12 protein-coding genes are annotated in these 12,980 nt (G+C 68.6%); 4 read left to right on the forward strand and 8 right to left on the reverse strand.

The genetic code is table 11. From position 1 onward, the window contains the following. Positions 1–2 precede the first annotated feature (2 nt). From folP to dacB, 7 genes are all read right to left on the reverse strand, one after another. On the reverse strand, positions 3–938 hold the full coding sequence (gene folP / locus QCD75_RS07205) for a dihydropteroate synthase (protein ID WP_301227092.1): 936 nt from the start codon (positions 936–938) through the stop codon (positions 3–5). An 11-nt stretch (positions 939–949) separates the two neighbouring features. Then, positions 950–1,594, reverse strand: coding sequence for a GTP cyclohydrolase I FolE (gene folE / locus QCD75_RS07210; protein WP_301227094.1), 645 nt, complete (start codon positions 1,592–1,594; stop codon positions 950–952). 9 nt (positions 1,595–1,603) lie between these two features. Beyond that, positions 1,604–3,670: an ATP-dependent zinc metalloprotease FtsH gene (ftsH, locus tag QCD75_RS07215; RefSeq protein ID WP_301227096.1), complete on the reverse strand. Its 2,067-nt coding sequence runs from the start codon at positions 3,668–3,670 to the stop codon at positions 1,604–1,606. A gap of 212 nt (positions 3,671–3,882) precedes the next feature. After that, positions 3,883–4,434 carry a hypoxanthine phosphoribosyltransferase gene (hpt, locus tag QCD75_RS07220; RefSeq protein WP_226760873.1) on the reverse strand — a complete coding sequence of 184 codons (552 nt, stop codon included), beginning with the start codon at positions 4,432–4,434 and terminating at the stop codon, positions 3,883–3,885. A 29-nt stretch (positions 4,435–4,463) separates the two neighbouring features. Next, positions 4,464–5,501 carry a tRNA lysidine(34) synthetase TilS gene (gene tilS / locus QCD75_RS07225; protein WP_301227234.1) on the reverse strand — a complete coding sequence of 346 codons (1,038 nt, stop codon included), beginning with the start codon at positions 5,499–5,501 and terminating at the stop codon, positions 4,464–4,466. Between the two features lie 80 nt (positions 5,502–5,581). Further along, positions 5,582–6,700 (reverse strand): zinc-dependent metalloprotease, encoded by a 1,119-nt coding sequence (locus QCD75_RS07230; protein ID WP_301227098.1) that lies wholly within the window; start codon positions 6,698–6,700, stop codon positions 5,582–5,584. A 79-nt stretch (positions 6,701–6,779) separates the two neighbouring features. Beyond that, a complete protein-coding gene (dacB, locus tag QCD75_RS07235; RefSeq protein WP_301227100.1) occupies positions 6,780–8,288 on the reverse strand; it encodes a D-alanyl-D-alanine carboxypeptidase/D-alanyl-D-alanine endopeptidase in 1,509 nt (502 codons plus the stop codon). A gap of 142 nt (positions 8,289–8,430) precedes the next feature. On the opposite strand from dacB, the gene QCD75_RS07240 reads away from it, so the two are divergent. The 4 genes from QCD75_RS07240 (at position 8,431) to QCD75_RS07255 (ending at position 12,019) form a co-directional block, all read left to right on the forward strand. Continuing rightward, on the forward strand, positions 8,431–8,919 hold the full coding sequence (locus QCD75_RS07240) for an inorganic diphosphatase (protein ID WP_301227102.1): 489 nt from the start codon (positions 8,431–8,433) through the stop codon (positions 8,917–8,919). 145 nt (positions 8,920–9,064) lie between these two features. Next, positions 9,065–10,399, forward strand: coding sequence for a carboxylesterase family protein (locus QCD75_RS07245; protein WP_301227104.1), 1,335 nt, complete (start codon positions 9,065–9,067; stop codon positions 10,397–10,399). A 51-nt stretch (positions 10,400–10,450) separates the two neighbouring features. Next, positions 10,451–11,212 carry a DUF429 domain-containing protein gene (locus QCD75_RS07250; RefSeq protein WP_301227106.1) on the forward strand — a complete coding sequence of 254 codons (762 nt, stop codon included), beginning with the start codon at positions 10,451–10,453 and terminating at the stop codon, positions 11,210–11,212. 207 nt (positions 11,213–11,419) lie between these two features. Next, positions 11,420–12,019, forward strand: coding sequence for a MarR family transcriptional regulator (locus tag QCD75_RS07255; RefSeq protein ID WP_301227108.1), 600 nt, complete (start codon positions 11,420–11,422; stop codon positions 12,017–12,019). A 20-nt stretch (positions 12,020–12,039) separates the two neighbouring features. On the opposite strand, the gene QCD75_RS07260 is transcribed toward QCD75_RS07255, so the two are convergent. Continuing rightward, the gene (locus tag QCD75_RS07260) at positions 12,040–12,912 is read right to left on the reverse strand and encodes an HAD family hydrolase (protein WP_301227110.1); all 873 of its coding nucleotides are present in this window, start codon (positions 12,910–12,912) and stop codon (positions 12,040–12,042) included. Between the last annotated feature and the right edge of the window lie 68 nt (positions 12,913–12,980).

A 12,980-nucleotide genomic window follows, 5' to 3' on the forward strand; every position in this document is an offset into this window, starting at 1 on the left:
GTTCAGTTGTGGCCGCGGGCGGCCGGTGCCTGCGGCGGGGCCAGGCGTGCGGCGACCTTGACGGCGTCGAGGCTGGGGCCGACGTCGTGCACGCGGACCGCCCAGGCGCCCCGGTAGGCGCTGATGGCGGTCACGGCGGCGGTGGCGGCATCGCGTTCGGCCGGCGGGGCGGCCTTGCCGGCCGTGGTCAGGAGGCTGCCGAGGAAGCGTTTGCGGGAGGCGGCGACGAGGACCCTGTGGCCCATGGCCTGCAGCACGTCCAGGTGCGTCAGCAGCTCCCAGTTCTGCACGTCGGTCTTGGAGAAGCCCAGGCCCGGGTCAACGATGATCTGTTCCGGGGCGACGCCCGCGGCGTAGAGCTTGTCGCGGACCCCGGTGAGTTCCGCGGCCACGTCCTCCGCGACGTTCCCGTACTCGGTCAGCGAGTCCATGGTGCTGGCGTTGCCGCGGCGGTGGGTGAGGATGTAAGGCGCCTTGCTGCGGGCCGCCAGTTCGGCCATTTCCGGTTCCATGGTCAGCCCGGAGACGTCGTTGATGATCGCCGCCCCGGCCTCCAGCGCCGCCGCGGCGGTGGAGGCGTGGGTGGTGTCGATGCTGACCAGGGCGCCGGCCTTGACCAGCGCGGCGATCACCGGAAGTACGCGCCGCTGTTCCTCGTCAGGGTCCACTTCGGTTGCTCCCGGACGGGTGGATTCGCCGCCGACGTCGATGATGTCTGCTCCGCCGTAGAACATCCGCAGGCCCGCGGCGATGGCGGTGTCCGCGGTGGAGTGCTTGCCGCCGTCGCTGAAGGAGTCCGGGGTGACGTTCAGGATCCCCATCACAAGGGTCCGGTCCGTGGGGAGGGCCTTGAACTGTGCTGCCGGGCGGGGCTTGCGCAGTACGGGAAGGGGTGAGGTTGCCGGTCCGGTTCCGGGGGCTGCAGCGAGGGAGTCCATAGTCTGTGTTCTTACCTTCCGATGATGAGGCTCATGGCCTCGGCACGGGTGGCCGGGTCATGGAGTTGCCCGCGTACCGCGCTGGTGACGGTCTTGGCGCCGGGCTTGCGGATGCCGCGCATGGACATGCAGAGATGTTCGCATTCGACGACGACGATGGCGCCACGGGGCTTGAGATGGGTGACGAGGGCTTCGACGATCTGGGTGGTCAGGCGTTCCTGGACTTGGGGGCGGCGGGCAAACATGTCCACCAGCCGCGCCAGTTTGCTGAGCCCAGTGACTTTTCCGTCATGCGAGGGAATGTAGCCCACATGGGCGACGCCGTGGAATGGAACAAGGTGGTGCTCGCAGGTGGAGTAGAACGGGATGTCCTTGACCAGGACGAGTTCTTCGTGGTCCAGGTCGAACTGGGTGGCCAGGATTTCCGCCGGATCGTGGTGCAGTCCGGCGAACATCTCGGCATAGGCCTTGCCGACCCGCTTCGGGGTGTCCAGGAGGCCGCTGCGGTCCGGGTCCTCACCGATGGCCAGCAGGATTTCACGGACGGCTGCCTGGATCCGGGGCTGGTCCACGGCTGCGGGGCCGGGGACGGACCCTCCCACCGCCGAGGCATCGGTGGCGGGAGCGTCGTCGTCGTCATTGAAGAAAGAAGTCACGGAAGAAGCCTAGCCGGGATGGCCGTCAGGCCCGAGATCCGTTACACCGCCTTGGAACGGCTCCTGTCCGGAGACGCCCTGGGCGTGCGGCGGGAACGTGTCCAGCGGTTCCTCGAGGCGGGCTTCCTTGGCCTCTTCCTGCGCTTCGCGTTCCGCCTTCTCGCGGCGGGACTCCACCGGGCCGATCTCCTGGATCGGGCGGGTCTCCTTGGAGAGCCAGATCTCGCGGAAATCGCGCTTCCGGATGTTGGTGAAGACCTGGGCGATCTCGGCCTGGTTCAGCGTTTCGCGTTCCAGCAGTTCGAGCGCCAGTTCGTCGAGGACGTCGCGGTTCTCCACCAGGATGGCGTAGGCCTCGTCGTGGGCGCCCTCGATGAGGCGGCGCACTTCCTCGTCGACGATGTAGGCGATCTGGTCGGAGTAGTTGCGCTCGTGGCCGGCGTCGCGGCCCAGGAAAGGCTCGCCGCCGCCCTGGCCGAGGCGCACCGCGCCGACCCGTTCGCTCATGCCGAACTCGGTGACCATCTTCCGGGCGATCCCGGTGGCCTTTTCGATGTCGTTGGAGGCTCCGGTGGACGGGTCGTGGAAGACGAGTTCTTCCGCGACGCGGCCGCCCATGGCGTAGGCCATCTGGTCCAGCAGCTCGTTGCGGGTCACGGAGTACTTGTCGTTCTCCGGGACCACCATGGTGTAACCCAGGGCGCGGCCGCGGGGCAGGATGGTGATTTTGGTGACCGGGGCCGAGTTCCGCAACGCCGCGGCGACGAGCGCGTGGCCGCCTTCGTGGTACGCGGTGACCTTGCGTTCGTGTTCCTTCATGACGCGGCTGCGCTTCTGCGGGCCGGCCATCACACGGTCAATGGCCTCGTCGAGGGCGCGGTCGTCGATCAGGTTGGCGTTGGAGCGGGCGGTCAGCAGTGCGGCCTCGTTGAGGACGTTGGCCAGGTCCGCACCGGTGTACCCGGGGGTCTTTTTGGCCACGGCCTTCAGGTCGACGCCGGGAGCCATCGGCTTGCCCTTGGCGTGGACCTTTAGGATCTGGTCGCGGCCGATCAGGTCGGGGGCCTCGACGGAGATCTGCCGGTCGAAGCGGCCCGGGCGCAGCAACGCCGGGTCCAGCACGTCAGGGCGGTTGGTGGCGGCGATCAGGATGACGTTGGTCTTGACGTCGAAGCCGTCCATTTCAACCAGCAGCTGGTTGAGCGTCTGCTCGCGTTCGTCGTTGCCGCCGCCGATGCCGGCACCGCGGTGGCGGCCGACGGCGTCGATCTCGTCCACGAAGATGATGGCCGGGGCGTTGGCCTTGGCCTGTTCGAACAGGTCGCGGACACGGGAGGCACCCACGCCGACGAACATTTCCACGAAGTCGGAACCGGAGATGGAGAAGAACGGGACACCGGCTTCGCCGGCGACGGCGCGGGCCAGCAGGGTCTTGCCGGTGCCGGGAGGGCCGTAGAGCAGCACACCCTTGGGGATCTTGGCGCCAACGGCCTGGAACTTCGCCGGTTCCTGGAGGAATTCCTTGATTTCTTCGAGTTCCTCGACGGCCTCGTCCGCGCCGGCGACGTCGCCGAACGTGACCTGGGGCATGTCCTTATTAACCAGCTTGGCCTTGGACTTGCCGAACTGCATGACCTTGGAGCCCCCGCCCTGCATGCGTGAGAGCAGGAACCAGAAGAGGACACCGAGGAGCAGGACCGGGATCAGGAGGGAGAACAGTCCGGAGAGCCAGTTGTTCTCGATCGGCTGGTCCGTGTAGCCGCTCGGGGGCTTGGCGTCCGTGACGGCCTGGACCACATCAGCGGCGCGGGCATTGACGTAGTAGAACTGGATGTTCTTGCCCTTGTCCTGGCCGTCAATCTGCAGGTTGTCCTTCAGGACCAGATCCACGCGGTTCTCCGCGTCGAAGATCTTTGCCTGTTCAACCTTGCCGCCATCGGTCAGCAGCGCGAGACCCTTGTCGGTGTCGATCCGGGTGGAACCGCCCGGCGACAGGGTGGCAAAGGCCAGCAGGAGCATGCCGATAACTACGACAATCCAGATGCCCGGGCCTTTGAAGAAACTCTTAGCTTTCATCTGTTCGGGGCAGGCCCCGTCCCTCCTGGTAGTGCTGCACGGCGACCGATCTGCGCGCGTGTGGTGCTGCATCAGCTTCTAGCTATACACCGTCGCAGTAACTCACGCACGGTGCGGACCAAAAGTTCCCTGAGGGCGTAGCGGGGCAGGGCAGGACCGGCCCTGCCCCGGACCTGGGCCGGGTCTGTCCTGCCGGGCCCTGCGGCTGTCCGCTATTCGTAGACGTGCGGTGCCAGGGTGCCGACGAAGTCCAGGTTGCGGTACTTCTCGGCGTAGTCCAGGCCATAGCCAACGACGAACTCGTTGGGGATGTCATAGCCGACATACTTGACGTCGATCTTGACCTTGGCGGCCGTGGGCTTGCGGAACGCGGTGCAGATCTCCACCGAGGCCGTGCCGCGCGATTCCAGGTTGGTCTTGAGCCAGGACAGGGTCAGGCCGGAGTCGATGATGTCCTCGACAATCAGCACGTCCTTGCCCATGAGGTCCGTGTCGAGGTCCTTGAGGATGCGGACCACGCCGGAGGACTGGGTGCCGGAACCGTAGGACGAGACCGCCATCCAGTCCATCGAGACGTGGCTGTGCAGGGCGCGGGCGAGGTCGGCCATGACCATCACAGCGCCTTTGAGCACGCCGACGATCAGCAGATCACGGCCTTCGTAGTCCTTGTCGATCTGGGCAGCGAGTTCGGTGATCCGAGACTGGATCTGCTCCTTGGAGTACAGAACGTGCTTGAGATCTGACTGGACGTCGTTTGAATCCACCAATAACTCCTGTGTAGATGCGGGGGCGACTATATTTTGGGCGGTTTTTGAGGCCGGAATACAAGCTTCCCACAGCGGGCCGCTTCACGGGGAACACTGCCGGGGCCGGGCTGACCTTCGGCGAGGAGCTGCGCGAGCGAGAGCCGGTAGACGCTGACTCCGCCGGGAAGCTCCACGGGGCCCGCCGAGCCGTGCCGGCGAAGCAGCGCCTCGGCGGCCAGCAGGCGCTGGTAGCTGGGCTGCTGGCCTCCGACGGCGGCCGCGGCTTTCGCGATGATCCGGAACCGCACGGCCGGTGCCAGTTCGCGCAGGGCTTCCTCCGGGAGGCTGATCGCGGCGCCGGAGAGCTCCCTCAGCCGGAGGAAGGTGTCATTCGCCACGTCCTCGAGGTAGTCGGCGTCCAGCTGCAGGATGGCGGCCGTCCGGGCAAGCGATTCGGCCACCCCGGGACCAAGGTTCGCCTCCAGCAGCGGCAGCACTTCCACGCGGGTCCTGGACCTCGCAAAGGAAGGGTCCGCGTTGCTTGGGTCGTGCCAGGGTTCGAGGCCCTCGACCTCGCAGATCGCGAGGGTGTCCGCGCGCCGCAGCCCCAGGAAGGGCCGCAGCAGGCGGCCGCGGGCGGGCCGCATCCCCGCCAGGGACCGGGTTCCGGAGCCGCGCGCGAGTCCCAGCAGCACCTGTTCGGCCTGGTCATCCAGGGTGTGGCCGAGCAGGATTGCCCCGGCGCCGGTGTCATCCGCCGCCGCGTCCAGGGCGGCGTGGCGGGCATCCCGGGCAGCTGCTTCCGGCCCCATGCCGGTCGAGGCGACGTCGACGGTCCTGATCTGCACGGGCGAGAGCCCCAGTTCCTGCAGGGCCGCCGCCGTGGCCGCAGCTACCCCGGCGGAGCCGGGCTGCAGCTGGTGGTCCACGACGACGGCACCTATGGAGACGGGGTGTCCGTCGACGTGCCCGCGGCGGGCGAAGTAGGCGGCGACGGCAGCGAGGGCCAGCGAGTCAGGTCCGCCGCTGCAGGCGACCAGCACCCGTTCCGGGTAGCCTGCAGCCGCCAGGGCGTCCTGCAGCATTTTCCGCGCTGTGCCGACGACGGGCGCCAGCCGGCCGGGCCGGCGTCGTCCGCTGGAGAGGGGGCGGGCAGTCACGGAAACTAGTGCCCCATCCGTTCGAGCCAAAGCTTTGAATCGTGGATTTCGGGCTCGCTCGGCAGGTGGTCCACAGACTCCCAGACCTTGTTGAGACCCTCCATGCCGGCCACGGCCACGACTTCGCGGACGAACTTGGAGCCGTCGCTGTACTGGCGCATCTTGGCGTCCAGTCCGAGCAGGCTGCGGATGAACTTTTCGATCACACCGCGGTCCTGGCCCCGTGAGTTGAAGCGCTGCCGGATGGTCTTTACGGACGGCACGATGCTGGCGTCGACGGCGTCCATCACCACGTTGGCGTGCCCTTCGAGCAGGCTCATGAGTGCGGTCAGCCGTGAGATCGCGGCTTTTTCCTCAGGGTTCTGCAGCAGGTCAAGGACAGCTCCCCGGCTCGGGGCAGTCCCCGACGACGTGCGGTCCTTGAGCGATTTCGCCGCAGCCGAGGCCCGCTCCATCAGGGAGTCCACATTGCCGAGCAGCTGGCCGCTGAGGTTGTCGATCTCGTCCAGCATGTGGTGCCGCAGCCAGGGCGCGGCGGCGAACTGCACCCGGTGGGTCTGTTCGTGGAGACAGACCCAGAGCCGGAAATCTTCCGGTTCGACGTTGATTTCCCGTTCGACGGAGATGATGTTCGGGGCCACGAGGAGCAGGCGTCCGCCAGCGGGGGCGGTGGAGTTCTCCGCGAGCGCGGAGAAGGGGTCGTACTGGCCCAGGACCTTGCTGGACAGGAAGGCAAGGATGGCGCCGAGCTGGCTGCCGGTGATGGCACCGCTGATGCTGGCCGCACCGGGGTTCAGCGTGCCGCGGCGGCTCTCGAGCATCTTTTCCATCGCGGGTTTGAGCATCACGGCGAAGCTCTGGGTGTTGGCCTTGGACCAGGAGGCGCGGTCCACGACGAGGACGGAGGAATCGCGGAGGTCGCGGGCGGCCTCCAGGCCGGTGATGTCGTGGACGTGCGGCACGGAAATGTCCGCCATCAGCCGCAGGTTGTCCACGGCGGCGCCGATCTCCGCCGTCCCCAGGGTGGGCCCGGCAGGTGTCAGGCGGGCTGCGGTGGATGCCGCAAGCTCCCAGTTGATAAGGGCTTGGGCTTGGGCTGATGTCTCGCCGGCAGAGGACTCCATAGGCTCCATCAGACCACAGGGGCCCGGCAATCCGCCTTAAATTCGTCGGGCGGCGAACGGGGAAACCGGGCTGCGGCCGTCAGCGGCACCCGCAGCCGGCCAGAACGGAGGCGGTGCGGTCCAGGGCGGCCTTGTTCGCGGCCCCCGGGGTCAGCCCGTTGCCGATGAAGGAAAACACCAGGAGCCGGCCATCGGCGTCCACCACATAGCCGCTGAGGGCGATCACGGTGTTCAGGGTGCCGGTTTTGGCCCGGACCAGCCCCGCGCCGCGGGAGGTGGCCGCGTCGGCGTACCGGTCCCCCAGCGTTCCGGTGAGCCCTGCGACCGGGAATCCGGCAAGGCCTGCGCGCAGCCGGGTGTCCGCGCCCGACGTGATGGCCCGGACGACTTCGGCGAGCTGCCGGGCCGAGACCTGGTTGGCGAGCGCCAGCCCGGAGACGTCGGCGGCGCGCAGGGTGGCGGTGGGGATCTTCAGTTCCTCGAGCTGCTGCAGCACGGCCGCAACGGCGCCGTCGTTGCTGCCGGGTTTCCCGGCCGCGAGCGCCGCCATCCGTCCCATCGTTTCGGCGAGGTAGTTGTCCGAGGTGCGCAGGAGCAGGTCCACCTGCTGGCCTACCGTGGCGGACTGGACCTCGGCCAGGACCCGGGTACCGCCGTCGGGTGTGCCGGTTCCGGCCGGAACGCGCGCGATCCCGGGTGCCACCGTCATGCCGGCCGCGGCGGCCGCGGTCGAAAGCGCGGCCGAGAACGCCTCGGCCGCGCTCATCGCGGCGTCCTGGGGGCGGGGACCGGTGGTCGTGCCCGGGTCGAAGCGGGCCGAGTTCAGTGCCAGCGGGAACAGCGGTGCCGCCTCGCCGGCGGCAACATCCTCCGGATTCCAGGCCGGGTTCAGCGCAGAGCCGGTGAACAGGGAGTCGTCCAGCAGCACCGTCAAGGGGACGGAGACGCCGTCGGCCTGCAGTGCGTGGATGGTCGACTGCGCGAGGCTGGCGAGCCCGGCATGGCCCAGCACAGCACCGGGGGCCGATTCGCCGGCGCCGAGGAGCACGTCTCCGCCGCCGGTGAGGATGACCGAGCCGGGGACGGCCCCTGCCACGGCCTTGGTGCTGAAGCGGCGCTCCGGCCCGAGGGTGCGCAGGGCCGCGGCGGCCGTGAGGAGCTTCATGTTGGAGGCGGGAACGCGGGCAGTGTCGCCGGAACGGTCGAAGAGGACCTCTCCGGTGAGGGCGTCCTGCACCACGCCGGTGAAGCTTCCGGCGCCGTCGACCTTCAGGGTTTCGTTGAGCTGGGCCGCCAGGGACCCGGGCGCCGGGACCGGGGCCGAGCCGGTGAGCGGTTCGATGCCGTCCGGGGCGCTGCCGGCCGCCGCGCCGTCGCGGGGGGCCAGCGTGCCGGGGACCTGCTGCCAGGGCGGGGCCCCGGGGGCGGGGGCGTTGGATGGGCCGGGGCCCAGGAAGGCCGGCGCGACCGCGAAGCCGGCGGGAAGGGTGAGCGCCACAACCAGCAGGGCCTGGAGCAGCAGCGGGAGGCTCCGCCGCAACGGCCCGGCCGCCGGGTCCGCGCCCGGGCGGCTCGTTCTGCGTTTCATGCTGCTGCTGGTCCTTTAGTCCTGAAATGTCCCCACTAGTTCCTGAAACCAGGGCCTCTCGCTATATCCTCAATAGTAGTCGGCGGCACCGGCAGCCTTTTGTGTGTGCCGCGCATCCCTGAAAACCGTCGAGGAGCAGTCCATGAAGCATGACGTGACCATCGAGATCCCCAAGGGATCACGAGTCAAGTATGAAGTCGACCACGAAACGGGCCGCGTCCGCCTGGACCGCGTCCTGTTCACCTCCATGCAGTACCCGACGCACTACGGCTACTTCGAGAACACCCTGGGTGAGGACGGCGACCCGCTGGACGCCCTGGTGCTGCTGCAGGACTTCGACCTGCACCCCGGCGTGATCGTTGAGTCCCGCCCCATCGGCGTGTTCAACATGACCGACGACGGCGGCGGCGACGCCAAGGTGCTTTGCGTTCCGGTCGACGCCCGCTTCGATCACATCAACGAGATCAGCGACGTCAGCGAATTCCTGATCAAGGAAATCGAGCACTTCTTCACCCGTTACAAGGACCTGGAGCCGGGCAAGTGGGTCAAGGCCGAGGGCTGGGGCGACCGCGCCGCCGCCGAGGCCGAGCTCGAGGCATCCATAAAGCGTTACGTTCCCCACACGCATTAACCTCCCCGCCCACCCAGCCCCTCCAACGCGGGGTCACTTACCGCCCATCCGGACCCCGGATATGGGCCGTATGTGACCCCGCGTTGCTGTTTAACGGGGCGGGGGTCGTCAGTGGCGGGTCAGGAATGTGTGAAATCGTTAGCCCATGAACGTTGCGCCTGCCTTCAATCCTCCCTGCGGTCCGATCACTGGATGGCGGGATGGTGACGTTGTCCGCGCCACCGGGATCCCCTACGCCAGCGCGGGCCGTTTCCAGCCTCCAGTGAGCGCCCCCGACCGGACCGGCGTCCTCGCGGCGACGTCCCTGTCCCCGGCCTGCCCGCAGGGTCCGGTGCCGTTCCTGGACGACATCCTGGGCACGCGCTACGGGGAACTTCCCGGCAGCGAGGACTGCCAGCGGATCTCCATCACCATGCCGGCCGGCCTCGAGGACGGCGAGCGGGTCCCGGTGATGGTGTGGCTGCACGGCGGGTCCTACACGTCCGGTTCCGGCGACCTGGCGATCTTCGATCCCAAAGCCCTCGTCGCCGAAAACCGGGTCATCGTCGTGTCCGTGACCTACCGCCTGGGCCTGTTCGGCTACCTCGCCACCGGCACCGGCCGGCCCGCGAACCTCGGACTGCTTGACCAGCTCGAGGCGTTCCGCTGGGTTCAGCGCAATATCGGCGCCTTCGGCGGGGATCCCGGAAACGTCACCGCTTTCGGGCAGTCCGCCGGAGGCGACGCCGTCGCCCACCTGATGGCGACGCCCGAAGCCCCCGCCCTCTTCCAGCGCGCCATCATTCAAAGCGCACCCCTGGGCATCACCCGGGGCCGGGAAAAGATGAGCAGAGCCATGGGAATCGCTGCGGAAACTGTCACCGAAGACACCCCGGCCATGGACGTCGTTGCCGCCGAGGAGCACGTGTCGCAAGTTGCCCGGAAGTTCGGGCTGATCGCCGCCATGCCCTTCGGCACCCAGTACGGGCACTCCCCCCTGCCGCCGGAATCGGGCATAGAGGACGCCTGGAACGCCACGGCCCCGGAGATCGAGGTCCTGATCGGGCACACCTCCGAGGAGGCGCGGATGTTCCTGCCGCGCAACCAGGCCGTCAGCCGCCTTGGCAGGGTTCCGGTGCTCGGGGGCGCCGCCGTCAGGGCCATCAACTGGGGCGTGACGGAGGCGGTGTATGGCCGGTCCGCGAGGAAGTTCGCCCGGCGGCACACCCGGGCAGGCGGCACGGCCTACAGCTACGTGCTGTCCTGGGCAGCGCCGGGAAACTTTTACGGGGCCGCGCACACCGTGGACCTGCCGCTGCTGTTCGGGGACAAAAAGACCTGGGCGGGAGCGGGGCTGCTCGCGGGCGCAAGCTGGGAGGAAATCGATGCGCAGGGCCGGGCCCTCCGCGCCGTCTGGGCGCGCTTCGCCTCCGGGGCAGGCCTGGACAGCCGGGGAGGGATTCCTGGTGCCCTTCGGTACCATTCGGTCGGAGCTGAGTGACCGGCTGATGGCCTGCCCGTTGTCCCCGACCACCGTCCCCGGCGGACCCCGGTGAGGACCCTCGGCGTCGACCTCGCCGCCGCCGCCAAGAAGACCGCGGCCGCCGTCATCGAATGGGGCGACGGCACCGCCCGCCTGGCGCACCTTGTCCTCGGCGTCGGCGACGAGGAGATTGTGCGGCTCTTCGGCTCCAGTGACATGACCGGCATCGACTGCCCCGTCGGCTGGCCGGACGCTTTCCTGCCGTTTCTTGCCGGGCACCTGGCCTTTGACACGCACCCCGTGCTGGACTTCGACGGAATCGAAGGCCGCCGGCTCCTGGCCTACCGGGACACCGACCGCTTCGTCACCGCCGCGACCGGGCTGATCCCGCTCAGCGTCTCCGCCGACCGGCTGGCCCACCCGGCCATGCGGTGCGCCGTGATCCAGGCAAAGATCTCGCGGGACCACGGCCCGCAGGCAAGGGACGGCAGCAGTAGGCTGGCCGAGGTCTACCCGGCGGCCTCGCTGAAATCCTGGGGCCTGCTGGCCCGCGGCTACAAGGGCCGCGGCGGCACGGAAAAGGAGCGGCTGGCCCTGGTCCTTGACGCGCTCACGAAGGCTGCACCCTGGCTGGACCTGGCCGGATTCGATGACCAGCTCGCCGGCTCCGATGACATGTTCGACGCGCTCATCGCCTCCCTCACCGCACGGGCCGTCGCCCTCGGGAAGACCCTCCGCCCCGATGACGGCCACGCCAAAGCAGCCCGGACCGAAGGCTGGATCCATCTGCCCGCCGGCGGCCTGGACGGGCTCAACGCCACCTGGCGGTAGACACCCCGCTGCCATTTCCCCCGGGCATGGGTACGTGCCCGCATCGTGCAAGACTGGCGAAGCATCCAGGCCGGGCATGGAAAACGCGCCCGCCGCAGGTTGCCCGGGCCGCCCTAATCAGCGCTTCCGCCGCCCGTCATTAGTCAGCTGACGGGGCTGGACAAGCGCATTTGCCAGCATCTGACCACCGGGTAGTGTGGATCCAGAATGTTCACGCTTACTATCAACCAAACAGACAGCAGGCGCGACGGCGACTGCGTGCCGCAGCTCCTCAAGGACCTGCGGCACATCCCGGCGCGCCTCGACTTCGACCGCTCCGTGGAGGACGAGGTCCAGGGCATTGTGGACAGCCCCCGGCAGGCCGTCGATGCGGCAATGATCGCGCTGCGGACCGGCAGCTGGTACGTCGGCATCGGCGTCGGGCCGGTCAATGAACCCCTGCCGAACCAGATCAAGGACGCCACCGGCCACGGGCTGATTTACGCCCGCCGGGCCGTCGACCGGCTCCGCAACGGCAAAGACCGGATCCCGGTGGCCGTGGAGGGCCCGCAGGCCGATCTCGCCGCCGAGTCCGAGGCGGTGCTGCGGCTGCTGGGCCACATCGTGCACGACCGCAGCCCCGCGGAATGGCGGGTACTTGACCTGCTGACCCCCGGGGTCCGCGGGCAGCAAAAGGCGGTGGCCGAGGAACTCGGCATCACCACCCAAGCGGTCAGCAAGGCCGTGGCGCGGGCGCAATGGAACGAGGAACACGCCGCGCGGCCCGCCGCGGCCAGGCTGCTGGGCCTGATCCTCGAAGTGCGCTGACCCGCGGTCTTCCTGCGGTCCTAGAGCAGCAGGCTGCGCAGCACGTGGGCGGCGCCGTCGTCGAAAACGGAGTGGGTGACCTCGTTTGCGGCGGCGATGACTTCCTCGGGCGCCTGGCCCATGGCCACGCCGCGGGCCGCCCAGCCGAGCATCTCGATGTCATTGCGGCCGTCGCCGACGGCGACCGTGCGGTGCGCCTCGACCTCCAGCCGGCCGCGGAGGTGCTCGAGGGCGCTGGCCTTGGTGACGCCGGCCGCTGCAATGTCCAGCCACGCCGTCCAGCCCACCGAGTAGGTCACCCCGGCGAGGCCGATGTGCCGGATCGCCGCGTTGAACTCCTCGGGGGTGTTCTCGGCGCTGAAGACCACCACGCGCACGGCGGTGGCGTCCAGCATGGTCTGGAAGTCGACGCCGATTGCCTCCACGCCAAAGCTCGCGTCCTGGAAGCGCTCGGTGGAGAGGAAGTTGCCGTCCTCGTCCTCCAGGGCGTACTTGGCCGAGGGCAGCCGCTTGCGCAGGGCGCGGAGCGCGGGGCCCGGGTCGAAGGTGGCCTTGTGCACGATCTCGTAGCCGTCGGACAGGCTGGAGTCGAGGCGCAGGGTGACACCGCCGTTGGAGCACACGGCGTAGCCGTTTTCGATCCCGATGTGCTCGATGATCGGCAGCGTCGCGTTCAGGGAGCGGCCGGTTGCGATGGTGACGTGGTGGCCCGCAGCCACGACGTCGCGGGCGGCTTCGCGGACGGGAACGGACATGTGTCCGTCGTGATCGACGAGGGTGCCGTCTACGTCGAGCGCGACCATCAGCTTGTGGGCCGTGGTGGTGGGGTAGTTCTGGTTGTTGTCTCGCCGGTCATCGTTGCCAGCGACTGAGGTTTCAGTCAATGTTGTCATCTCACAAGTAGAGCAGACACCCCCGACCGCCGCTAGGACGCAGGCCACAGCGCGCGGTGAACCCGGGG

This window comes from Arthrobacter sp. PsM3 (assembly GCF_030433895.1).
GTDB lineage: Bacteria > Actinomycetota > Actinomycetes > Actinomycetales > Micrococcaceae > Arthrobacter.